Below are 24,165 nucleotides of genomic sequence, written 5' to 3'. Positions count from 1 at the left end.
CAGGTGATGCCTTTTGCCTACTGACAGGACGAACATACGCACCGGATGGGATCTTACGTGCCAGGGTTACCTTTCGATCTTCACATCTTTGCCATTTTGATAGAGATCTGCGGCGTTCTGGCGGCTATCCATGCCGTCATCACCGTTCGTACGGCTCAGGGCGCCATGGCTTGGGCCATTGCATTGGTCTTCATGCCGTTTCTGAGCCTGTTGCCTTATCTGGTTTTTGGTCGGCGTCGTTTCGATGGTTATGTAAAGGCGCGCCGACAGGCCGATGAAGAGATGGCCCGCGTTGCTGCCGAGCTGAACTGGCGCCCGTGGATCGCTGAGGCCCTGGCTGCCCAGCAATGCAGCGCGGCAAACCGCAAGCTCAAAGCCATGACGGCGCTGACCCGCACCCCCTGTGTAGCCAGCAACAAGGTGCGTCTTCTGGTCAACGGATCGGAAACCTTCAGCGCCATTCTGGGCGCTATTCGGGAAGCCCGGCAGGTCGTGCTGGTGCAGTTCTTCATCATTCATGACGACGCTCTTGGCCGGGCACTGCAAAACACGCTGATCGAGCGGGCCAGGGAAGGTGTTGAGGTGTTTCTCCTTTACGATGCCATTGGCAGCCATGCCCTGCCGCGGAGCTACGTGTCAAAGCTTCGTGAGGCAGGCGTGCAGGTCAAGGCATTCAGCAACCGCCGAGGACTGATCAACCGCTTTCAGGTCAACTTCCGCAATCACCGCAAGATCGTTGTGGTGGATGGTGAAGTAGGATTTGTCGGCGGACACAACGTGGGTGAAGAATACCTGGGGCACAAGCCACCGTTGGCTCCGTGGCGCGACACCCATATCGAAATTCGTGGGCCCGCTCTGGCGACTCTGCAGGAAACCTTTGCCCAGGACTGGTTCTGGGTGACCAAAAAGCTTCCAACCCTGGTGCTGCCTGAACGTTATGAGGATGGCGGCATGCTGTGCCAGGTGGTTGCCAGCGGTCCGGCGGACGATCAGGAGACCTGCTCGCTGTTTTTTGTCGAGGCGATTCACTCGGCGCAGCGGCGAATCTGGATCACAACGCCCTACTTCATCCCTGATGAGGCCGTCTCAGCCGCACTGCATCTGGCCGCTCTACGCGGCGTCGATGTGCGCATCCTTCTGCCGTCACGCCCGGATCATAAGGTCGTGTACGCCGCATCCTACCTGTATGCCTTCAAGGCGGTGGATGCGGGCATTCGAGTCTTCAGTTATCAACCAGGCTTTCTGCATCAGAAGGTGGTGCTGATCGATGAGGAGGTTTCCGCCATCGGTAGCGCCAATCTGGATAATCGCTCGTTCCGGCTGAATTTCGAGATCATGGTCATGACCGTGGATACTGACTTCGCCTGGGAAGTCCGCTCGATGTTGGAAGTCGACTTTTCCAAGTCGGTCGAGCTAACGCCCAAGGACAATGCCAATGTTCGGCGTCTGCACAAGGCAGCCATGCGGGTAGCCCGACTGTTCTCGCCGGTCCTTTAGCCCAGTGGAGCGACACCCAGGCCATCCACGAGTCGCTCCAGGGCACGCAGACCGGCAACGGAATTGCCGTAGCTGTCCAGGCGGGGCGACCAGACGCAAATGCTCATGCGGCCGGGAACGATGGCCACAATACCGCCACCCACGCCGCTCTTGCCGGGCAGCCCGACGCGCCAGGCAAAATCCCCCGCGGCGTCATACAGGCCGCACGTCAACAGTAATGCGTTGAGCTGCCGCGTCTGCTGAGGCGACAATACCTCGCTCCCATCGTGGGGATTGATGCCCCGGTGAGCCAGAAAGGCGAACGCGCGGGCTACATCCACACAGCTCATGGACAGCGCACAGCCATGGAAATAGGTTTCCAGCACCTCATCTACTTCGCCATGCAGGTTTCCATAAGCCTTCATGAGGTAGGCCAGTGCAGCGTTACGCGCCTTGTGATCCATCTCTGAACGCGCCACCCGCGTATCGAAGTTGATGGTCGGATTGGCACTTAACCGCCGCGCCTGTTCGCGCATCAGGTATTGGATGGACATGATGCGCGACACCAGGATATCGGTTACCAGCAACGCACCGGCATTGATGAAGGGATTGCGCGGGACGCCCCGCTCCACTTCCAGCTGTACGATGGAGTTGAACGCCTGACCGGAGGGCTCCCGGCCTACACGCGTCCAGATGTCCGCTTCCGGCAGCCGCTGCATGGCAATGACCAGGTTGAGCACCTTGGAAATGGACTGGATGGAAAACGGTGTATCCCCTGCCCCCGCCTGGAAGACTCGACCCTCTACATCGCATAGGGCAATCCCGAATTGATCGGGTTCTACCTGGGCCAGTGCCGGGATATAGTCAGCAACCTTGCCTTCTCCCATGTCTTGCCGTGCCTCCTGGGCAACACGATCAAGCAGGGTTTGCAGGACTTCAGGGGAGCATGTCTCGGGCATGGGCGGCTTCGCTGCTTACAAAGGAGTGCCAGTGTAAGAAAGCGCAGCCGCAACGCCTAGTGATCTGTCGTTAAAGTCCCAAATCACTCAGTCCTGGATGATCATCCGGTCGACGTCCCTGCGGCCAGCGGAACAGGCGCTCGGCCTCGGTGATCGGCAGATCGTTGATGCTGGCATGCCGCTCCACCATGAGCCCTTGCTCATTGAACGCCCAGTTCTCATTGCCATAGGCGCGAAACCAGTTGCCGGAATCGTCATGCCATTCATAGGCGAAGCGTACGGCGATCCGGTTGCCCTCATGGGCCCATAGCTCCTTGATCAGCCGGTAATCAAGCTCGCGCTGCCACTTGCGCGTGAGAAAATCCACGATGGCTTCGCGTCCCTTGATGAACTCGGCCCGGTTACGCCAGACACTGTCGTTGCTATAGGCCTGTGCAACCTTGTGGGGATCGCGGCCATTCCAGCCATCTTCCGCTGCGCGGACCTTTTGGCGTGCAGTTTCCTGCGTAAAGGGTGGCAATGGGGGTCTGCTTTCCATGGACGTGTCTCCAAAACGGTAAGACAGATAGCGTAGATGAAAGCCTACCGTGCAAGCGGACAATCTGCCTGGAGAAACGGACAAAATAAGACCCCGGCGAGTGCCGGGGTCTGGTGTATCAGGATTTAAGGCCGGCGGCAGTCATGACCAGCCGCAGCCCGTAGGACACAATGCCCAGGGCCACGATACTGCAGGCCCAGATCAGGACCATCCAGCCGAGACGCTTGATCAGCGGTTGGTTGTCAGCTGGATTGGGTTCACGCTCTTTGCCGGCCATGATCAATGATACCCCTCGCCTGTACGAACCTTACCGCGGAACACGTAGTAGCCCCACGCCGTGTACATCAATGTGATCGGGATGATGAACAGCGTACCGATGAGCAGGAACAGCTGGCTCTGCGGTGGCGACGAGGCTTCCCAGATCGAAATCGCCGGCGGGATGATGTTCGGCCACAGGCTGATGCCCAGGCCGCTATAGCCCAGGAAGATTAGGATCAGCGTTAGTACGAAGGGAGATACATGAGCCTCTTCCTTCAGGATCGCGCGCAGCAGGAACACGACTGTTACCAGCACGAGAATTGGCACAGGCAGGAACCAGAACAGGTTCGGCATGGTGAACCAGCGCTGGGAGATGGCGTCATGGGACAGCGGCGTCCACAGGCTGACGGCTACTATGAACAGCAGCAGCAACAGCACCAGCGGCTTGGTCATGCGACGCATGGAAGCCTGTAGCGGGCCTTCGGTTTTCATGATCAGCCAAGTACTGCCCAGCAGTGCGTAGGCAGCGATCAGGCCAAAACCACAGAACACCGAAAAAGGCGTCAGCCAGTCCAGCGAGCCACCGGCATACTGACGATTCTCCACATGGAAACCGTCGATGAAGGCACCCAGCGCGACCCCCTGACAGAAGGTTGCCAAGAGCGAGCCGAAGATAAAGGACTTGTCCCAGAGCCCTTCTTTGCCTTCCTGCACCTTGAAGCGGAACTCAAAGGCTACGCCACGGAAGATCAGGCCGATCAACATGAAGATCAGCGGCAGGTAGAGGGCCGGCAGAATGACGCCATATGCGAGCGGGAAGGCGCCGTACAACCCGGCCCCTCCCAACACCAGCCAGGTTTCGTTGCCGTCCCAGATCGGAGCCACGGTGTTCATCATGACATCGCGTTCTTCCTTGCCCTTCACGAAGGGGAAGAGAATGCCAATCCCCAGATCGAAGCCGTCCATGACTACGTACATCATCAGGCTGAAAATGATGACCACCGCCCAGATCAGCGCGAGGTCAATACCAACAATTCCAGAAGCCATGTTCAGTGCCCCGTCAGTTGATCATGGGAATGAGCCTTTTCGGTACCTTCATCAGTAGCCGAAAGGGGGCGCTTCGGATGACGATCGTGTCCCGGTCCACCCTGGGTGGGCAAGTCGCCTTCACCGGTATGTGGTCCCTTGCCAATCATGCGCAGCGCATAGACCGTACCGATACCAAAGACCGCGAAATACACAATTACGAAGCTGACCAGGGTAATGCTCAGTTGCGTCACGCTGTGATTGGCTACACCATCCTTGGTACGCAAGAGGCCATATACAATCCAGGGCTGACGACCCACTTCGGTGGTAAACCAGCCTGCCAGCAGAGCGATGAGACCGGCCGGCCCCATGCACATGATCAGGCGCAGGAAGGCCTTGGTTTCATACAGCTTATGTCTCCAGCGCAGGAACAGGCTCCACACACCGGCAGCAATCATGAGCAGCCCCAAGGCCACCATGATGCGGAATGACCAGAACACCACATACGCCGGCGGACGATCCTCTTTCGGGAAGTCCTTGAGTGCGGGAATCTGCTCGGTAAAGCTGTGCGTGAGGATCAAGCTGCCCAGCACCGGAATCTCGACCTTGAAGCGGGTTTCCTCACGCTCCATATCCGGCAGACCGAACAGAATCAACGGCGTTGCCTCACCGGGCGGATTCTCCCAGTGGCCTTCGATCGCCGCGATCTTGGCTGGCTGGTGCTCCAGCGTGTTCAAACCGTGGGCATCCCCCACGAACGCCTGGATCGGCGCCACGAACAGGGCCATCCACATGGCCATGGAGAACATCTTGCGAATGGCCGGGTTATTGTTCCCACGCAACAGGTGCCAAGCCGCCGATGCGCCGACCAGGAAGGCCACCGACAGGTAGGCCGCGATGGTCATGTGCGCCCAGCGGAAGGGGAACGATGGGTTGAAGATTACTTCCAGCCAATGGACTGGCACTACGCGGCCATCGACAATCTCGTACCCAGCCGGGGTATGCATCCAGCTGTTCGAGGACAAAATCCAGAACGTGGACATCAGGGTGCCAATCGCCACCATGATAGTGGACAAAAAGTGCAACCCACGTCCTACGCGGTTCCAGCCAAACAGCATGACCCCGAGAAAACCCGCTTCGATAAAGAAGGCGGTCAGCACCTCGTAGGTCAAGAGCGGACCCGTTACGGCACCGGCGAAGTCGACAAAGCCGCTCCAGTTGGTACCGAACTCATACGCCATGACCAGTCCGGACACTACACCCATTCCAAAGAAGACCGCGAAGATCTTCAACCAGAAGTGGTACAGGTCCTTATAGGTAGAGTCGTTGGTTTTGAGCCATAGTCCTTCGAGAACGGCTAGAAAGCTCGCCATTCCGATAGACAAGGCAGGGAAGATAATGTGGAACGAGACGGTGAATGCAAACTGGATCCTCGCAAGATCCAGAGCCTCCAAGCCGAACATAGGCGGTCCTCTTCAGGCAGCCGGTGCGTTTATCACGCAGGCGGTCAATAACGTTAAGCAAATCACAAGGCAATGTTTCGAGCGCTTGCGTGCTCAATTCGTTCTAACGGAACGCTTGAAAGGTGGTCCGACTATCGCATTTTAAGCCGCAAGGCTCTGACGCAGGTCAACGTCTGGATTCATTCTAGACCTCTAAAACGCAGTGGGGTCCGTGGTCAGATGTCGCGCGTCAAGGTGGCGCACACAACTTGTTACCCACCAACTGTTTCAGAATATATCTCGATCAGTGCACAAAAAACGCTTGCCGAGACTATGATGAGAGACCTCTCGAAGAGCCCCATCATGACCTCAGACCCTTTATATTTGCGTCATCACCGACCCTTTCTGGCGTTCTGGTTTGCCCGCGTCTGTACCGCCAGCAGCTTTCAGATGCTCACCGTAGCCATTGGCTGGCACATCTATTCACTGACACATAATGTGCTCGACCTAGGCCTGGTCGGCCTGGTGGAGTTCCTGCCGCGCCTGTTCTTCATGTTGTATACAGGGCATGTGGCGGACCGCTACGACCGACGTAAGGTAGCCGCACTCTGCCAGACAGGTCAGGCCCTTACCGCACTGGTGCTGGTCTACGGCAGCCTGACCGACAACGTGACTCGTGAGCTGATCTTTATCCTGGCCTTCATGCTGGGCACCTGCCGGGCCTTCGAAATGCCGGCGACCCAGGCGCTTCTGCCCAACATCGTCCCCGCCTCGTTATTTCCCCGGGCCGTTGCGGCCTCGGCCTCCGCCATGCAGGGTGCGACAATCGTGGCGCCAGCGTTGGGTGGTTTTCTGTACGCCTTGGGTGCCTTCTGGGTCTATGCACCGGCAACGGCCCTGTATGGTGTGGCAATTCTCCTCGTGCTGAGCCTGCCTGCGCGTGAACAGCAACCGCGTAAGGAAAAGGCCAGTCTGGATTCGCTACTGGCCGGGATTCGCTTCATTCGCAGCCGCCGCGATATTTTCGGCGCTATCTCCCTGGATCTTTTTGCCGTTCTGCTGGGCGGCGCAACGGCACTGTTACCCGTGTTTGCTCGGGACATTCTGATGACCGGCCCATGGGGGCTGGGCCTGTTGCGCTCAGCACCCGCCGTGGGCGCCCTGCTGATGTCGTTTTGGCTCGCGCGCTTTCCCATCGAGCGAAACGTCGGACGCATCATGTTTATCTCGGTAGGTGTGTTTGGCGTGGCAACCATCGCCTTTGGTCTTTCCACCTCGTTCTGGTTCAGCCTGGCCGTGCTGGCGGTTCTGGGTGCGGCTGACATGATCAGCATGGTCATTCGCGGCGCCTTTGTGCAACTGGAGACGCCGGATGAAATGCGCGGCCGCGTCAGTGCCGTCAACGGCCTGTTCATCGGTGCCTCAAACCAACTAGGCGAGTTCGAGTCCGGTGTAACGGCAGCCTGGCTGGGCACAGTGCAAGCGGTCGTGCTGGGCGGCGCAGGAACGCTGATCGTGACAGGCCTTTGGATCAAGCTCTTCCCTACCCTCGCCAAACGCGACCACTTGCATACCCTCAAACCCAGCTGATCTGCTGGAGGGCTGCCTGCGAGTCGGCAGGCAGCCCTTTACCCCTCTGAACTCTCGCAAGCTGCCAACGGTCAGGTGACAAGGACTTTTCACCGAATTGCTTGAGGGTTTGCCATGAAAATTTCACTCGATGGCCAGGTTGCACTGGTCACCGGCGGCAGTTCAGGGATCGGCGCCGCATCAGCCAAGGCCTTGGCTCAGGTAGGCGCAGCCGTTGTCATCAATTACCACTCCAATGCCGAGCCGGCTGAACAGCTTGCGGATGAAATCAAGGCGGCTGGTGGTCAGGCCATTGCCGTGGGCGCTGATGTCGGTGATGAGCAGGCCGTCGAACAGCTCTTTGCCAAGACGATTGAAGCTTTCGGCCGTCTGGACATCCTGGTCGCCAATTCCGGACTTCAGCGCGATGCACCCTCCCATGAGATGACCCTCAAGGATTGGAACATGGTCATCCAGACCAACCTGACCGGCCAATTCCTTTGCGCACGTGCCGCCATCCAGCAGTTCCTGAAGCAAGGCGTCAATGCCGAACTGTCACGCGCGGCGGGCAAAATCATTCACATGAGCTCGGTACATGAGGTCATTCCGTGGGCAGGCCATGTCAATTACGCGGCGTCCAAGGGCGGGGTCAGCCTGATGATGAAGACCCTGGCTCAGGAAGTGGCTGAAAAGCGCATACGCATCAATAGTATTGCGCCCGGCGCTATCGCTACGGCCATCAATGAAGACGTGACTGGCAATGAGGAAGGTCGCCGCGAGTTGCTCAAGCTGATCCCCTACAAGCGTGTCGGGGATGTGGAGGACATTGGTAATGCCGTCGTCTGGCTGGCATCCGACCTGTCTGACTATGTGGTAGGTACCACCCTCTTTGTCGATGGTGGCATGTGTCTGTATCCAGGATTCCAGGACAATGGTTGATCACAACGCCGGAATCCGGTCCATCGATGCCCATGGAGTCATCGGCGACATGCGTACCTGCGCGCTGGTCGCCGATGACGGCAGCATCGACTATTTCTGCTGGCCTGACCTAGATAGCCCCTCGGTTTTTACCGCCTTGCTCAATGGTGACGAGGCCGGACTGTTCACGATTGCACCCGACCGCCCTAATGCCAGGCGGCAACAGATCTACCTCCCCGACAGTAACGTCTTGCAGACCCGCTGGCTTGATGACGACGGCGCCGTCGAGTTGACCGACTGGATGCCCATCCTGACGGAAGAGAACACCATGCCCCGTCTGGTGCGGAGGGTTTATGCCGTCAAAGGCGACTCGCGCATTTGTCTGAAGTGTTCACCGCGGCTTGATTACGCCCGGGCTGAAACCAGGGCTACGGTAGAGCAAGGCAGCATTGTGTTTCAGGCCGAGGGCCAGCGCAGTATGCGCTTGGCCGGTTCCGAGACGCTTACGCTCGACGGGAATACGGCCGTAGCGGACTTCACCCTCAAGGAAGGAGAAAGCGCGACATTCGTCTTTGGCTGCGCCGAAGATCGACAGGTCATGGAAGAAGATCTTGATCTCTGCCTGAAGCATACACTCAGGTTCTGGCAGCGATGGGCTCGTCAAAGCAACTATACCGGCCGCTGGCGGGAAATGGTCTCGCGCTCGGCTCTGGTGCTCAAGCTTCTGGTCTCGCAGCAGCACGGTTCCATTGCTGCTGCGGCAACCTTCAGCCTGCCGGAAACACCAGGTGGCGAGCGAAATTGGGATTACCGGGCTACCTGGATACGGGACGCCTCGTTTACCGTCTATGCTTTCATGCGCCTGGGATACACCGACGAAGCCAACCACTTCATGAGCTGGGTGGGCGACTGTATCGAGCGCAGCAGCGATCTGCCGCAAAAGCTTCAGATCATGTATCGCCTCGATGGTGGACGGGAACTGCCCGAACAGGAACTGGACCACCTGAGCGGCCACGGCGGGGCAAAGCCTGTGCGTATCGGCAACGATGCATTCGGACAGGTTCAGCTCGACATCTATGGCGAGCTGATGGATGCCGTCTACCTGTCAAACAAGTACGGCCAGGCCATATCCCACCGCGGTTGGAAACATGTTGTCAGTATCATCGATTATGTCTGCAATCATTGGCAGACCAAGGATGCCGGCATCTGGGAAATTCGTGATGAGCCCAAGCACTTCCTACACTCGCGCCTGATGTGCTGGGTTGCCATTGACCGAGCCATTCGCCTGGCACAGAAGCGTTCCCTTGCCATGCCCTATGAACGATGGCTCAAGGCACGGGGCGATATCCAGAAAGATATCTGGACCCACTTCTGGAACAAGAAAAAAGGTCATTTCACAGCCATTCTGGGCCAGGATACGTTGGACGCATCTCTTCTCCTGATGCCCTTGCTGCGCTTTGTCAGCGCAACAGACCCGGCGTGGCTGGCAACTCTAGATGCCATCAAGGAGCGTCTGGTCTGCGATGGTATGGTCAAGCGCTACGATCAGTCTGAAATGTCCGATGGACTCTCAGGTGAAGAGGGCTCCTTTGCGGCCTGCTCATTCTGGTATGTGGAGTGCCTGGCGCGGGCCGGCAGGATAGACGAGGCGCATATGGAGTTTGAAAAACTCATGAAATACGCAAGCCCTGTGGGACTCTTTGCCGAGGAGCTTGACGCCCGTGGACGTCACCTGGGCAATACTCCTCAGGCCCTGACCCATCTGGCCCTGATCAGCGCCGCCTATTTCCTGAACCGCAAACTCTCCGGCAGTGATACCCAATGGCAACCTTAGCAGGCCTGCTTCCGCTCTGACTCAGGCCCTTCGGTTTCGCCCCTCCTCGACCGACTATAGCAAAATGACATATGGAGGCGATTCAAGCTCCGCTTGAACGTCTTTTCGTGTTATCTTTTTATATTGAACGATCAATTAATAAAAAATGACTACAAACGACGGGCAAGGAATGTCCCCTTTTCGAATCACCTTGAGCTACTAGCCCGACAGCATCGCGAGTGACCGGAAACCCGCGACTCGACTGTACGGACTCTTTGGCACCTGCCCTATAGGAGAACATGCTCCATGAGCAGCACGACCCCATCCGGTAACGTACGACTCAATCCGCCCGCTTTTTACAGCGCGGCCACAGCGATCCTGGTCTTTGCTCTGGTGGTAATCGCCTTTCCCGAGCGCGCCGGAGCCTGGCTGCTGGAAGCTCAGACATGGGCCTCACAGACGGTAGGCTGGTACTACCTACTGGCCATGACGCTTTATCTGGTCTTTGTCATCGTCACGGCCCTCTCAGGGTACGGCAAGATCAAGCTTGGCGCCGATCACGATCAGCCTGAGTTCAGTTACCTTTCATGGGCCGGCATGCTATTCGCAGCCGGTATCAGTATTACCCTGTTCTTTTTCTGCGTGTCAGAACCCCTGACGCATTTCATGCATCCCCCTCAAGGCGAAGGCGGCACGCAGGCTGCTGCACGTCAGGCCATGCAACTGCTCTTTCTGCACTGGGGATTGCATGGTTGGGGGGTCTTTGCACTCGTTGCCATGGCATTGGCCTATTTCGCCTATCGCCATAACCTGCCCTTGGCCTTACGTTCAGCGCTATACCCGCTGATCGGCAAGCGCATCAACGGCCCTATTGGCCATGCGGTAGATTGCTTTGGCATCATTGCCACCGTTTTCGGCCTGGGCGCCGATATGGGCTTTGGTGTGCTTCAGCTCAACTCGGGCCTGGACTATCTGTTCGGTGTACCCCATACCCAATGGGTACAAGCCCTGCTGATTGCCGTGATGATGGGAGCCGCCATTCTTGTTGCCGTATCAGGTGTGGACAAGGGTGTGCGCGTCATGTCCGATATCAACATGCTCCTGGCGGTCGGTCTGCTGTTGTTTGTCCTGTTTGCCGGGCCGACCCAGCACCTGCTCAATACGCTGATCCAGAACATCGGCGATTATCTGGGCGCTGTTCCCACCAAGAGCTTTGACCTTTATGCCTATGACAAACCGTCCGACTGGCTGGGCGGCTGGACCGTATTCTATTGGGCCTGGTGGATCGCATGGGCACCCTTTGTAGGCCTGTTCATCGCGCGAATTTCCCGTGGTCGTACCATTCGTGAATTCGTTTTTGGCGTACTGTTCATTCCGCTTGGCTTTACCCTCGCGTGGTTGTCCATCTTTGGTAATAGCGCGCTGGATCAGGTGCTAAACCACAACCTGACCAGCCTGGCCGAAACGGCTATTCGCGAGCCATCCATGGCGCTCTATCACCTCCTGGAAACGTATCCTGCCAGCCGTATTGTCATTGCGGTGGCGGTATTCGTAAGCTTTGTGTTCTTCGTGACATCGGCGGATTCGGGCACTGTGGTGCTGTCGACCCTGTCCTCGACAGGCGGCGAAGCGGACGAAGACGGTCCCAAGTGGCTGCGCGTCTTCTGGGGAACGGCTACTGCCCTTGTCACCGGTGGTCTGCTGGTCGCCGGTAGCATGGATGCACTAAAGTCTGCGGTGGTCCTGACCTCTCTGCCCTTCTCGCTAGTAACCCTGCTAATGATGTGGGGTCTGCACAAGGCGTTCTACACCGAATCGCAGCGGCAACGGGCACGATCACATTCCCTGGCCCCGGTATCCCAGGCCAACCCACGCCGCAGCGGTGGCTGGCGTCAGCGCCTTGCCAAGGCTGTTCACTTCCCGTCGCGCGATGAGGTCTATCGGGTAATGGATACCATTGTTCGCCCGGCAATTGAGGAAGTGGCCGAGGTATTCCGGGAAAAAGGACTGGCCGTACAGACCGAGCTTGATCCTACCAATGCCAACCTGAGCCTTGAGGTTGGTCATGGCGAACAGCATCCCTTTATCTATCGGGTCATCATGCAGGGGTATTTCACACCGAGCTTTGCCCGAGCCGGTATGGGCGGGCTGCACCTGAAAAACCGCCGCTACTACCGTGCAGAGGTCTATCTGGCTGAGGGCAGCCAGGATTATGACCTGGTGGGCTACACCAAGGAGCAAATCATCAACGACATGCTTGACCAGTACGAGCGGCACCTGCAGTTCCTGCATCTGGTCCGCTGACCTCAACTTACCCGGGCCGTCACTTGGCGGCCTGGGTGAATACCGGGGTTGCCCTTCTGGGCATGGCAGTGGTGAATGATGCTTCTTGCCCCGAATGCTGTTAGCAAGAACGGCTCGAACAGCCGAGGCATAAAGATCCGGGAGAATGCTTTGTTTCGTGGTCGTAACGCCCTCCCCACAAGGAATAACCCAAATACATCCGGCAATGCCTGCGATTGCTTCAGGACTGCCATTACGATTCGTGATCGTTTCGTTAGTTATCTTACTATCAAACTTTAGATGGAAGGCGCGTATAATAAGGCTCTAGCGCGGCTACGCCGTCTGTGGCTGCCACCTCTTGAGGAGGACGTCATTGCCTCACGCCCCTGTTTCATCTGCAGCACCGCCATCACGACATCCTGCCCTGCAGTGGGCTGCCCTGATTGTTGTATCCAGTCTGGCTTCCTTTTGCCTTGATCGTGCCGGTATCCCTGCGGCCATGTTCCTAGGGCCCATGCTGGTCGCCATCTGCTTTGGCGTCAAAGGGGCCACGATCCGTCTACCCAAACCACTGTTCCAGCTAAGCCAGGGCGTGGTGGGCTGTCTGATCGCCCACTCCATGACAGCGGCCGTTCTGCTTATGGTCGCTACGCACTGGCCAGTCATGCTGCTGGCCACTGCCATTACCGTTCTGCTCAGCGTACTGGTGGGTGTCATCCTGGTTCGCTTCGGCGGTTTACCCGGCTCCACCGCCGCCTGGGGTACTACGCCCGGCGCGGCCTCCGCCATGGTTGCCATGGCGGAAGAATACGGGGCGGATTCCCGCATCGTGGCAACCATGCAGTATGTACGTGTTGTTTGTGTGGTCGTGATCAGTGCCCTGGTTGGCCGCTTTTTAGGGGCTGAAGGTACAGGAGCAGCCTCTCACTCGGCCGCTATCACCTTTGACTGGAACACCCTGCAGTCATTTGGGATTACGCTGGCCGTCGTGGTGGTAGGCGTCTGGTTAGGCAAGCGCCTGCCAGCCGGTGCCCTGATGGTGCCTATTGCGTTGGGCACTGTCCTGCAGCTCAACGGTTGGGTAACCATTACCCTTCCCCACTGGTTGCTGGCCATCGCGTTTGGCTCGATGGGTTGCTATGTAGGCTTGCGGTTCGATAAAACCACGGTGCGCTATGTCACCCGAGCCCTGCCCAAGATGATCATGGCCTCGCTGATGTTGATCGCCATGTGCGCTCTTTCGGCCCTGTTCCTGGCTCATCTGATGAACAAAGACTTTTTGTCCGCCTACCTTGCGACCAGTCCTGGCGGCCTGGACTCGATGGCGATCATCGCTGTAGACAGCCATGCGGACGTCGGGCTGGTACTGGCCATGCAGGCCTTGCGCTTGACTGGCGTGATCGCATCCGGGCCGTTCCTGGCCAAACAGATCGCCCGCGTGGCGCGAGTCTGATTTGTAAAGCCTCGACACTAACGCCGAGGCTTGGCCCGTGCAGTCGCCTCCGCAACGAGCGGGTCATCCGGCCAATAGTGCTTTGGATAGCGGCCTTTCAGATCCTTCTTTACCTCGGCATAGGTGCTGCGCCAGAAGTTAGCCAGATCCTGGGTAACCTGCACCGGGCGCTGCGCAGGGGACAGCAGGTGCAGCTTTACAGCAAGCCGTCCGCCGGCGATCCGAGGGGTGTCGGCCAGGCCGAACATCTCCTGCAATCTGACGGCCAGCACGGGCGGCTCCTCGGTGTAGTCCAGCCGGATACGGGAACCTGAAGGTACCTCTATCGAGCGGGGCGCCAGCTCGTCCAGGCGGCTTGGTAGCGGCCAGGGTAACAAGCCCTGCAGGATGGCGCCCAGATCGAGCTGAGCGAAATGGGACAGGCGAGTCACCCGTCCCAGATATGGAAGCAGCCAGTTCTCCAGCGTTGCCAGCAGCGCCATATCGGTCATGTCAGGCCACTCGCTGAGACCGCCCTGCTCCAGGTCCAGCCGCCGCAGAAGCATGACCCGTGCCTGCCACTGGCGCAGCTCCGGTGTCCAGGGCAGGAGTTCAAGCCCTTTACGCCTGACTAGCCCCAGTAATGCCCGGCTGCGCGCGTCATCATCCAGCGAACTCAATGGCTCACGAGCAAGGATCAGCTCACCGATTCGCACCTGCCGCTCGGCGCACAGTACGCCCTCCCGCTCGTCCCAGTCCACCTCCTCATGGGTCGACACCTGCTCGGCCAGGGGTCCTTCAAACAGGAAAGGATCAAGCTCGGCAGCCAGATAGATACGCTCTTCACGCTGCCCTTGTCGGCTCCCAAGATTGGCAATCACCAACCACGGTGATTTCATCAGCGAATCGACATCAGCAAACAGTGCCGCACGGCCATTGGCCAGCCGATATTCTGCACCGCCGGATCGGCGCTGGTGTGCGACCCGCTCCGGGTAAGCAAAAGCCAGCAGACACCCTACCCAGCGTGGATGATCCGGATCGCTCACAGGCATTTCGGAAGCGCCACGCAGCAAGCCCTTGAATTGTCTTGCCAGCTGGCGAATGCGCGCGATACCACCTCGCGGCCCTTTCCCCTCGCCTGCCAGCAGCGCAAGGCGAGTCTGTATATCCGCACCCTCGCCACGCACGATATCCCGCTCGGACAAAATAGCCGCCAGATCACACGCCAATGGCACCAACCCCAGGGCCTGTCCCCGAAGCAGAAGATGGGCCAGTCGCGGATGAGCCGGCAGGGTACTCATGGCTTGTCCATGGGCTGTCAGGGCCGTTCGATCAGCATTGAGCGCACCCAGACGCACAAGCAGATCCTGAGCCTGTGCCTGAGCCGCAGCAGGAGGTTTGTCTAACCAGACCAGCTCATCTGCATCAGCGCCCCAGCGCGCCAGCTGAAGCGCAAGCCCCGCCAGATCGGCCTGCAGAATTTCTGGTGAATCATAGGCGGGCAACTGGTCATGCTGCGTCTCCGACCACAAGCGATAGCACACCCCTGGCTCCAGACGCCCCGCCCGTCCCGCTCGCTGGGTGGCCGAGGCGCGAGAGATGCGTCGCGTCGCTAGCCGCGTCATGCCACTGCCGGGATCGAAGGCGGGCTCCCGGGCAAGTCCGGCATCTATCACCACCCGAACGCCTTCGATGGTAAGACTGGTTTCGGCGATATTGGTCGCCAGCACAATCTTGCGAATACCGGCCGGTGCCGGCTCAATCGCTGCTCGCTGGGCAGCCAGATCAAGCTCACCGTAGAGCGGCGCGATCCGGATATCCACCCTGCCAGCCAGCGCATCATCCAGCAACTCCTGAACCCGCCGGATTTCAGCCTGCCCCGGCAAAAAGACGAGCAGGCTCCCGTCCTGCTCATCCAGTGCCTGCTGGATGGTTTGAACAACCCTGGGCTCCAGGCGCTCATCCGTCGAAGTGGCCCCCCCCCATTTGATCTCCACCGGAAACATGCGCCCCTCGCTGCGCACCACCGGAGCCCCTTGCAGCAAGGCCGAAAGCCGCTCACCCTCAAGGGTTGCGGACATGACCAGGACCTTGAGCGGAGTGTCACGCAAGAGCTCACGCCCATTCAAAGTGAGTGCCAGCGCCAAATCGGCATCCAGGCTTCGCTCATGAAATTCGTCGAAAATGACTAAACCAACGCCTTCGAGGGCAGGATCATCCTGCAGGCGACGCGCAAGAATACCTTCCGTAACGACCTCGATCCGTGTCCTGGGCCCTACCTTACTCTCCAGGCGAATGCGGTATCCCACCGTCTCGCCCACGGGTTCGCCATACTCGGCTGCCAGCCGCTCCGCCGCTGCCCGAGCAGCCAAGCGCCGTGGTTCCAGCATGAGAATCCGCTGACCCGCCAGCCAGGGCTCATCCAGCAGCGCCAGCGGTACACGTGTGGTCTTGCCTGCACCTGGAGGTGCCTCCAGCACAGCTTCGTCGCGCTCGACCAGGGCGGCGCGCAGGGTAGGCAATACGGTATCGATGGGTAATGGCGTCATTCTGCTGTGCACGTGGTCATATACGGTGGCTGCTGATTATAACGACTCCAGCGGCCCGCTTCCGGCCTCTCGCAACGCCGGTTATAGTGCGGTTTCCTGACCTATGGAGGTGTTTATGCCAATGCGCACTCGCCTGATCTGTGGCGCCCTTGCTGCAGCAGTGCTGACCCAGATTTCGGCCTGCGGTACGCTGTTTTACCCTGAGCGTCGCGGCCAAATTACTGGCCAGATCGACCCGGGCATTGCCATCCTGGATGCGGTAGGCCTGCTGTTCTACATCATTCCCGGCCTGATTGCATTCGGTGTTGATTTTACGTCCGGAGCCATCTACCTGCCCAACGACCAGCACGCCTCGGTCGACCCGGAAAAGCTAAAAGACGCTATCGACGCGGATGGCAAGGTGGACAAGGCGCGCCTCAAGGCCATTATCGAACAGGAAACCGGCCGCTCCCTGCCACTGACCGATCCACGCCTGATTCAGCACAGCGGCAGCCCTGAGCAACTGGCCGCCTTTGGGTTGCGCCCTGCGGCATAACACCTGATGAAGAGCCGTACCGAACACGCCAGGCTGTTGCGCCTGGCCACCACCGCCTCACTCGCGGTGGCTGGCCTGCTCATTACCGTGAAGGCCATCGCCTGGTGGTTCAGCGGGTCGGTCAGTCTGCTGGCCGGGCTGACCGACTCCGTACTCGATGGCGCGGCCTCCCTGTTCAACCTGCTGGCGGTGCGCTATTCCTTAAAGCCTGCCGATGACGACCACCGTTATGGTCATGGCAAGGCGGAGTCGTTGGCGGGTATTACCCAGGCCCTGTTCATTGGCGCCAGTGGAATCCTGATCGGCATGCAGGCCATCGGACGCCTGAAAGAACCTGAACCCCTGGGAACGCCTCTGCTGGGCATTGCAGTCATGATCGTTTCATTGATTGTGACTGCGGGCCTGCTGATGCTACAGCGGCACGTCATTCAGATTACAGGGTCCGCAGTGATTCGCGCCGACTCCCTGCATTACCGCTCTGATCTTCTGCTCAACACCAGCATCCTGATTGCCCTGATTGCTGCCAGCTACGGCTGGGATCAGTTGGATGCCATCTTTGGCCTGGGTATTGCGTTGTATATCCTTTGGAGTGCCATTGGAATCGCACGCGACTCGCTAAGTGTGCTGATGGATCAGGAATTGCCCTATGAAGTCAGCGAGCACATGTTGACGCTGGCGTGCAGCGTGCCCCAAGTCTTAGGGGCTCATGATTTGCGCACGCGTATTTCGGGAAGCCACTGGTTCGTCCAACTGCATCTGGAGCTACCGGGAGAAATGACCCTGTCCGAAGCCCATCGCCTGTGCGACGAGGCCGAAGCGGCGATCATGGCGGAGTATCCGCAGGCCGAAGTGCTGGTACATGCCGACCCGCTGGATGCACCCGATGTCCCCCATCGGCATCCGCTGCCTCCGAGCTGAGGGCTCAAGGGCGTCTGACCTTTTCAAATTACAGTCAGACGACTCTACTCAATAGGTCACGTTATATCCCCTGCCACTCAGGCAGGCGCCCAGCGAACGTCGATAACGATCCGCCACATCAGCCGGTGGCGCAGTGGTTGCTCGGGATGGATCAAAACCTGACTCGCTGACCGCCCAACGCTGGCAGTCATAACGATCCTGCTCCATCTGGGCCTGTGTCTGACCATAGGCAGGGGTTATGGCGACATCAAAGGCATTGCTGCTAATGGCATAGCCACCGTTTTGCACAGGCGGCTCCACGACAATGTAACGGTTGTATTCCGGTTGCGGCTGGTAATAGGTGCCAGCGGCAAAGTAGTAGGTCAGCCCGCCGATCACCAGAGTTTGCGCATAGTTAGGCAAGTTGCTGACATACACCCCGCGCGGCGGGGTCACGATGACATAGCTCGACCCTTGTGGGCGGTACCAGTACCCGTCGGAATAGTAATACTCATAGCGTTGATGCCAGATACGGGTGTACCGAGGCGGTGGGCGGCGTAGCACATAGCCGGGACGCCAATCAGGGTTTGGTCCCCAACCACGACGATCAAAGTCGTTGTGCCTGTGCGGGCGATTCCAGTTGCCGTACGGCCCATAGTCAGGATGATCAATGACACGGGGCTGATTTTCCCAGCCTCGATTCAGATCATTCGGCCCGGATCGCTCCCAACGAGCACGCTCATCGCCACGCCGAACGGCATCGGGTCGATTCCAGCCGTCTTCCCGGGAGTGGTTCGCCTGCCCTGTGACCTCTCGCGGAGGCGCGGTAATAAACCGTACACCGTTTTCATCGACCCGCTCGACAGGCCGCCGGGGAAAATCATAGCGTTGATGGGGAAGATCCTGGCCACTGCCGGTCTGCCAGCGCGAGCCATCCTGCCCGATAGGGCGACCCGCCCCCGGACGAGGCCCGGCATTAGGATCCATTCCCCGAGAGGGCGAGTAGTCCGGGTGATCTCCAACGCGACCCTGCCCCGCCTGAGGCTGAGGCGCAGCGCCGCCGGACGGATTGCCGAACTGCGTCTGTCCGGCCTCAAAAGGCCCTGCCAGCACGTGGCCTGCGCTCAATGCGACTATCAGACCGATACCTGTCAAACGCCCGCGGCGCTTCATGACCCTATCTCCTGCTTACCGCCGGTCGCTCCGAAAATGGCGAGGCGGCGGTCGAATCCTCAATCTAAGCCAGGAGTATGCGCGAGGCGAGCATTGACGGATAGGCGGAGCACAGGCGTACACTTTTATCAGGCGCACAAAAAAGGAGGCTTTCGCCCCCTTCCGGAATTCTGTCCTCTGAGTCGCTTTTGGCGACTGCTGCGATCACACAGCCTTTTGGGCGGTGAGTGGCCCGGGAGCGGCACGACCTGATAGGTCGGCGGCATTATCGGCTTGCCCTCCTGGAGCTCACCGTTGGACTGTTCGTCCGGGCCATCGAAGTAATGAGTTCAGCTTAGCCCTGTTGCACCGACCAAAGTTTGCGTTTTTTGCTATATCCTCTACCGTTTAAGCAACAGAACACTAAAAAAACCTTTTAAACGCAATTTTCCAAAGGATTGGTTTCAAAATGGACAAACTAGACCGCTACGACTTACGTATTCTTGCCGAACTCCAGCGTGATGCACGCATCTCGAACCAGGAACTGGCAGAGCGCATCGGCCTGTCTCCTTCGCCCTGCTCACGACGGGTCAAGCAGCTGGAAGATGATGGTTACATTAATCGTCAGGTTGCCCTGCTCGACCGCAAGAAACTGGGCCTTAGCCTGACAGTTTTCGTACTGATCGGCATGGACCGGCATACCCCTGAACGCTTCGAGCATTTCCAGTCGATCATTCGGCAGTGCCCTGAGGTGCTGGAATGCAGCCTGGTGACCGGCATGGATGCGGACTATCAGCTCAAGGTGGTCGTTCCGGATATGGACCACTACCAGAAACTGCTGCTGGGCACCCTGACCCGTATAGAAGGCGTTTCGAGCGTGCGCTCAAGCTTCGTTCTCAACCAGGTCATCTCCAGTACCGAGCTGCCGCTTGAGCACCTGCGTGGCTGAGTATCGTCTCGATTTACATGGACCTGTCTGAGGCCGCGGATTTGCACGAATTCGATGCCGATGCTGGTGTTTCTTGCCAGAAGATGGATAAATCAGATTTATTTATCTAAATTTTTCCAAGGGCACGGAATGAAGCACCGCTCATTCTGTCCTGAATAAACCAACGATCGACTCGCAGCCCTTCCCGTCGGCATGACCTTGCCTGACGGCGTTCCGGCATGACGAGTCGACTGTCCTACCGTGCTCATGAGGTTGCAATGCTTACGCTCAACATCAACGGGGCCGACCATCAAGTCGACGTCCCCGACGACATGCCCCTGCTTTGGGTTCTACGTGACGTGCTGGGAATGACCGGCACCAAGTACGGCTGCGGGATCGCACAGTGTGGCGCTTGCACGGTGCATCTGGACGGTACGGCTGTTCGCGCCTGCGTCTTGCCTGTGAGCAACATTGCACAAGGCCAGAAGATCGTGACCATCGAAGCCGTGGGCGAGTCCGACCTGGGCAAGAAAGTGCAGGATGCCTGGCTTGAGCATGAAGTCGTGCAGTGCGGCTATTGCCAGTCCGGCCAGATCATGTCGGCCGTGGCGCTGCTGTCCCAGCACCCGAACGCAGGCGATGCTGAAATCGATGCGGGCATGTCCGGCAATATCTGCCGCTGCTGTACCTATACCCGTATCCGCGGCGCGATCAAAAGCGTTTCCCAGGCCTGAGCGGAGCACACTCCATGACCAAGAATGTATCGGCGCAGGCCATAAGCCTGTCGCGCCGCAAGCTGCTTCAGGCCAGTGGTATCGCCGCAGGTGGTTTGCTGTTGGCAACCGCACTGCCTTTTTCCCGCCGCAGCTATGCCGAACAGTATGTCAACAAAGGGCCAGAAGACGCACCGCTGGACACCCCTACGGCCTTGGGAGCGTTTCTTCGGATAGGCCACGATGGGCAGATCACGCTGATTTCGCCCAAGATCGAAATGGGCCAGGGTGTACAGACCGGTTTTGCCATGATGGTAGCCGAAGAGTTGAACGTTACTCTGGATCAGGTCAGGGTGCAGGAAGCACCGCCAGACGAAAAATTGTATGGGGACAAGCTTCTGGGCTTTCAGGCCACCGGCGGTTCCTCATCGACTCGCAGCAACTGGCAACCCCTGCGGGAAGCCGCTGCGGCGGCCCGCGTAATGCTGATCCAGGCCGCGGCCAACCAATGGAAGGTGTCGCCGGATGAATGCCGCGCCGAAAATGGCAAGATCATCGGCCCTGGCAATCGCGAACTGGCCTACGGCGCGCTGGTGGATGCAGCTGCCAAACTGCCCGTTCCGGAAAACGTCCCGCTCAAAAAGCCGGAAGACTACAAGGTCATCGGCCAGCCGCTGCGTCGCCTTGATACGCCTGGCAAAGTAGACGGCTCAGCCAAGTTCACCATCGACCTGCACGTGCCAGGCATGAAGATCGCTACTGTCAGCGCCTGTCCGGTCGTAGGTGGCACGCTTGCCTCAGTGGACGACCGTCACGCTCGTGCGGTTCCCGGTGTCAGGGATGTGGTCAAGCTGGATAATGCCGTTGCCGTGATCGGCGACCACATGTGGGCAGCCCTTAAAGGCTTGAAAGCGCTGGAGATCCAATGGGATCTGGGCCCAAACGCCGGTATCGACTCCGCCCAGATCGAACGCGCCCTGCATACAGCCTTTGATCGCGAAGGCGCCATTGCCGCCGAGGTTGGCGACATCAACAAGGCCATTGCCGGTGCGTCCAGCAAGATCGAGGCGGAATACGAGATGCCCTTCCTGGCTCACGCCACGCTGGAGCCCATGACCTGTGTGGCCCAGGTCCGCGAAAATGCCTGTGAACTATGGGTCGGCACCCAAGTGCCGGTTATGGCCCAACAGGCGGCTGCCAAGGCAACCGGCCTGCCGCCGGAAAAGATCATCGTCAACAACCAGCTCATCGGTGGAGGCTTTGGCCGTCGCCTGGAGGCGGACTTCATCGGTCAGGCCGCAGCCATAGCCAAGCAGGTCGACTACCCCATCAAGCTGGTCTGGACGCGTGAAGAAGACACCGCCCATGACCTGTACCGTCCTCATTATATCGACCGCTTCAGCGCAGGCCTGGATGCCAACGGCATGCCGGTGGGCTGGTCGCATACCATTGTCGGGGCCTCGGTCATGGCGCGGTTTGCGCCAGCCGCCGTACCACCCAATGGGCTGGATGCCGACGCAGTAGAGGTTTCCAACAAACCCGTCTACTCGCTTCCAAACCTCAGAGTCCGTTACGTCCCTGAAGCGCCCAAGGCCATTCTCAATTCCTGGTGGCGTGGGGTAGGCCCGCTGCATGGCGCCTATGTGATGGAAAGCTTTATCGATGAGCTGGCCTACGCAGCCAAGCAGGACCCGGTCGATTACCGGATGAAGCTGCTCGGCGAGCATCCCCGTGCGCAGGCGGTACTCAAGCTTGCCGCCGAAAAAGCCAACTGGAGCCAGAAACTGCCAGCGGGCCATGGTCGGGGAATTGCCGTACAGGAAGTCTTTGGCAGCTACCTCGCTACCGTAGTGGAAATGCAGGTCGATGCGCAGAACGGCATCCACATCACCCGCCTGATCTGTATTGCAGATTGCGGCGAGGTAACCAATCCGACCTCTGTTCACTCTCAGCTGGAGGGCGGCACACTGTTTGGCCTGTCTGCTGCGCTCTATAACGAGATTACCGTCAAGGATGGACATGTGGAACAGAGCAACTTCCACGACTACCGGCAGTTGCGCATGAGCGATGCCCCACCGGTCGAGACGCACATCATTCCAAGCCATGAAATACCTGGCGGGATTGGAGAGGCCGGTACCGCCATGATTGCACCGGCTCTGGTCAATGCTCTGTATGCGGCAACCGGCAAGCGCATTCGCCGTCTGCCGGTAGTTCGCGCCGGTTACCACGTGGCTTAAGGAGCTCCTATGAATCGTTTCACTTCTATCTGGGGCACCATGACGCGTACGGTGTTGAGCAGCGTGGCGCCTGTAGCGCTGGCCCTCACAACGCTGTCTGTCCAGGCTGCTGACGAGGCCACGGTCCAGCGCGGCGAATACCTGGCCCGTGCAGCTGACTGCGTGGCCTGTCACCTTGACGAGAACGGCGGTAAACCATTCGCTGGCGGTCGTGGTTTCAAGCTGCCGTTCGGTATGCTGTATTCCCCCAACATCACGCCGGACAAGGAAACCGGGATCGGCACCTGGAGCGATGACGACTTTGTCAGCGCCATGCAGGAAGGCGTCGGCAAGGACGGCAAGCACTACTATCCAGCCTTTCCCTATACGTCTTACACGCTGATGTCGCGGGAAGATATTCTGGCGATCAAGGCGTATCTGTTCAGCCTGGAGCCCATCAGGCAGCCGAACAAGGAAAATGACATCAGCTTCCCCTTCAACCAACGCTGGGGAATGATGTTCTGGAACATGATGTTCAACCCGAACGAGCGCTTCGAGCCGGACCCGAGCCAGTCGGCTGAATGGAACCGCGGTGCGTATCTGGTGGAAGGTGCGGGGCACTGTGGCGAATGTCATACCCCCCGTAACATCTTCCAGGCGCGTGACAGCTCACGAAACCTGGGTGGCGCGGTGATCCAGGGCTGGAAGGCCTACAACATTAGCGGTGACCAGAAGACCGGCATCGGTGCCTGGCCGGACGAGGCCCTGGCCTCTTACCTGTCTACAGGCCATGCCGAAGGGTATGGCGTTGCGGCTGGTCCCATGGCCGAAGCCGTCAATCACAGCCTGCGCTTCCTGACGCCTGAGGATATCCGCGCCATGGTGGTGTACTTGAAGTCGGTCCCCAGTCAGCCGTATGGATTGATGCGACCGGAGCCCAAGGCACTGTCATCTGACGCACCGGCCAAAGGAAACAACCCGCTGGGCCAGAAGGTGTTTGCCGACGCCTGCGTCAGCTGTCACCTGTGGGATGGTTCGGGCCGGCAGAGCACCTTTGCCGCGCTTAGTGGCCTGCGCACGGTGAACGATCCAGAAGCAACCAATCTGGTGCAGGTCCTGCTGGGAGGAGACAAGCTGGAGAATCCCCACGGCGATCACTTCATGCCGGGCTTTGCCCGCGGATACTCCAACCAGGAGCTGGCGGCGGTCACCAATTTTGTCTTGGAGCATTTCGGCCATGCCCAGAGCGAGATGACGGCTGAAGAGATCGAGAAGCGTCGCCACCCCGAATAAGCCATTCACCTGCCGGCCGTGCCTCACACAGGGGCACGGCCAATAACCCTCCATATCAAAAGGCCTTTAAGACTATTGTCTTAACCTGATAGGCTTGCCACCCGTTTACACTTCGCTCCCCATCCGCTGTACCCACAAACGTGGACGAAACACTCGCAAGGACTTGCC

The 24,165-nt window shown here is 58.8% G+C and carries 19 protein-coding genes; 12 read left to right on the top strand and 7 right to left on the bottom strand.

Going from position 1 to position 24,165, the window contains the following annotated elements:
• Window positions 1-57 precede the first annotated feature (57 nt).
• Window positions 58-1,497 (top strand): cardiolipin synthase, encoded by a 1,440-nt coding sequence (gene cls / locus B3729_RS16020; protein ID WP_037030761.1) that lies wholly within the window; start codon window positions 58-60, stop codon window positions 1,495-1,497.
• On the opposite strand, the gene glsB is transcribed toward cls, so the two are convergent.
• From glsB to B3729_RS15995, 5 genes are all read right to left on the bottom strand, one after another.
• On the bottom strand, window positions 1,494-2,408 hold the full coding sequence (gene glsB / locus B3729_RS16015; protein WP_409438606.1) for a glutaminase B: 915 nt from the start codon (window positions 2,406-2,408) through the stop codon (window positions 1,494-1,496). The two genes, cls and glsB, sit on opposite strands and share 4 nt — an antisense overlap.
• 97 nt (window positions 2,409-2,505) lie before the next feature.
• Window positions 2,506-2,973 (bottom strand): DUF1348 family protein, encoded by a 468-nt coding sequence (locus tag B3729_RS16010; RefSeq protein WP_010797146.1) that lies wholly within the window; start codon window positions 2,971-2,973, stop codon window positions 2,506-2,508.
• Window positions 2,974-3,091: 118 nt separating this feature from the next.
• Window positions 3,092-3,250, bottom strand: coding sequence for a DUF2474 domain-containing protein (locus B3729_RS16005; protein WP_010797145.1), 159 nt, complete (start codon window positions 3,248-3,250; stop codon window positions 3,092-3,094).
• A gap of 2 nt (window positions 3,251-3,252) precedes the next feature.
• Window positions 3,253-4,278: a cytochrome d ubiquinol oxidase subunit II gene (gene cydB / locus B3729_RS16000; protein WP_010797144.1), complete on the bottom strand. Its 1,026-nt coding sequence runs from the start codon at window positions 4,276-4,278 to the stop codon at window positions 3,253-3,255.
• 2 nt (window positions 4,279-4,280) lie between these two features.
• On the bottom strand, window positions 4,281-5,720 hold the full coding sequence (locus tag B3729_RS15995) for a cytochrome ubiquinol oxidase subunit I (RefSeq protein ID WP_010797143.1): 1,440 nt from the start codon (window positions 5,718-5,720) through the stop codon (window positions 4,281-4,283).
• 342 nt (window positions 5,721-6,062) lie between these two features.
• Between B3729_RS15995 and B3729_RS15990 the strand changes: the two genes are divergently transcribed.
• The 5 genes from B3729_RS15990 to B3729_RS15970 all read left to right on the top strand — a co-directional run bounded on the left by B3729_RS15990 (window position 6,063) and on the right by B3729_RS15970 (window position 13,735).
• Window positions 6,063-7,289 (top strand): MFS transporter, encoded by a 1,227-nt coding sequence (locus tag B3729_RS15990; protein ID WP_122043398.1) that lies wholly within the window; start codon window positions 6,063-6,065, stop codon window positions 7,287-7,289.
• 114 nt (window positions 7,290-7,403) lie between these two features.
• Window positions 7,404-8,207: an SDR family oxidoreductase gene (locus B3729_RS15985; RefSeq protein ID WP_286788360.1), complete on the top strand. Its 804-nt coding sequence runs from the start codon at window positions 7,404-7,406 to the stop codon at window positions 8,205-8,207.
• Complete coding sequence (locus tag B3729_RS15980; RefSeq protein ID WP_286788359.1) at window positions 8,200-10,020, top strand: glycoside hydrolase family 15 protein; 1,821 nt, start codon at window positions 8,200-8,202, stop codon at window positions 10,018-10,020. Before B3729_RS15985 ends, B3729_RS15980 begins: the two co-directional genes overlap by 8 nt.
• 285 nt (window positions 10,021-10,305) lie before the next feature.
• A complete protein-coding gene (gene betT, locus B3729_RS15975) occupies window positions 10,306-12,303 on the top strand; it encodes a choline BCCT transporter BetT (protein ID WP_010797139.1) in 1,998 nt (665 codons plus the stop codon).
• Window positions 12,304-12,655: 352 nt separating this feature from the next.
• Window positions 12,656-13,735 (top strand): AbrB family transcriptional regulator, encoded by a 1,080-nt coding sequence (locus B3729_RS15970; protein ID WP_286788358.1) that lies wholly within the window; start codon window positions 12,656-12,658, stop codon window positions 13,733-13,735.
• A gap of 17 nt (window positions 13,736-13,752) precedes the next feature.
• Here B3729_RS15970 and hrpB read toward each other — a convergent pair whose 3' ends face one another.
• Window positions 13,753-16,263, bottom strand: a complete 2,511-nt coding sequence (gene hrpB, locus B3729_RS15965) for an ATP-dependent helicase HrpB (RefSeq protein WP_286788357.1) — start codon at window positions 16,261-16,263, stop codon at window positions 13,753-13,755.
• A 115-nt stretch (window positions 16,264-16,378) separates the two neighbouring features.
• On the opposite strand from hrpB, the gene B3729_RS15960 reads away from it, so the two are divergent.
• On the top strand, window positions 16,379-16,798 hold the full coding sequence (locus tag B3729_RS15960; protein ID WP_074822957.1) for a polyribonucleotide nucleotidyltransferase: 420 nt from the start codon (window positions 16,379-16,381) through the stop codon (window positions 16,796-16,798).
• A 6-nt stretch (window positions 16,799-16,804) separates the two neighbouring features.
• Window positions 16,805-17,716, top strand: coding sequence for a cation diffusion facilitator family transporter (locus B3729_RS15955; protein WP_125887201.1), 912 nt, complete (start codon window positions 16,805-16,807; stop codon window positions 17,714-17,716).
• A gap of 48 nt (window positions 17,717-17,764) precedes the next feature.
• Here B3729_RS15955 and B3729_RS15950 read toward each other — a convergent pair whose 3' ends face one another.
• Window positions 17,765-18,868 carry a DUF6515 family protein gene (locus B3729_RS15950; RefSeq protein ID WP_286788356.1) on the bottom strand — a complete coding sequence of 368 codons (1,104 nt, stop codon included), beginning with the start codon at window positions 18,866-18,868 and terminating at the stop codon, window positions 17,765-17,767.
• Window positions 18,869-19,316: 448 nt separating this feature from the next.
• On the opposite strand from B3729_RS15950, the gene B3729_RS15945 reads away from it, so the two are divergent.
• The 4 genes from B3729_RS15945 to B3729_RS15930 all read left to right on the top strand — a co-directional run bounded on the left by B3729_RS15945 (window position 19,317) and on the right by B3729_RS15930 (window position 23,997).
• Window positions 19,317-19,796: an Lrp/AsnC family transcriptional regulator gene (locus B3729_RS15945; protein WP_010797133.1), complete on the top strand. Its 480-nt coding sequence runs from the start codon at window positions 19,317-19,319 to the stop codon at window positions 19,794-19,796.
• A gap of 257 nt (window positions 19,797-20,053) precedes the next feature.
• Window positions 20,054-20,509: a (2Fe-2S)-binding protein gene (locus B3729_RS15940; RefSeq protein ID WP_010797132.1), complete on the top strand. Its 456-nt coding sequence runs from the start codon at window positions 20,054-20,056 to the stop codon at window positions 20,507-20,509.
• Window positions 20,510-20,523: 14 nt separating this feature from the next.
• Window positions 20,524-22,725 (top strand): xanthine dehydrogenase family protein molybdopterin-binding subunit, encoded by a 2,202-nt coding sequence (locus B3729_RS15935; protein ID WP_286788355.1) that lies wholly within the window; start codon window positions 20,524-20,526, stop codon window positions 22,723-22,725.
• A 9-nt stretch (window positions 22,726-22,734) separates the two neighbouring features.
• Entirely contained in the window at window positions 22,735-23,997 is a 1,263-nt protein-coding gene (locus B3729_RS15930; protein WP_286788354.1) for a cytochrome c, read from the top strand.
• Window positions 23,998-24,165: the final 168 nt, after the last annotated feature.

The organism is Pseudomonas sp. UBA3149, from assembly GCF_002364655.1.
GTDB lineage: Bacteria > Pseudomonadota > Gammaproteobacteria > Pseudomonadales > Pseudomonadaceae > Chryseomonas > Chryseomonas luteola.
The sequence above is the reverse complement of the archived record's forward strand: the minus strand, read 5'-3'. Positions and strand labels throughout refer to the sequence as shown.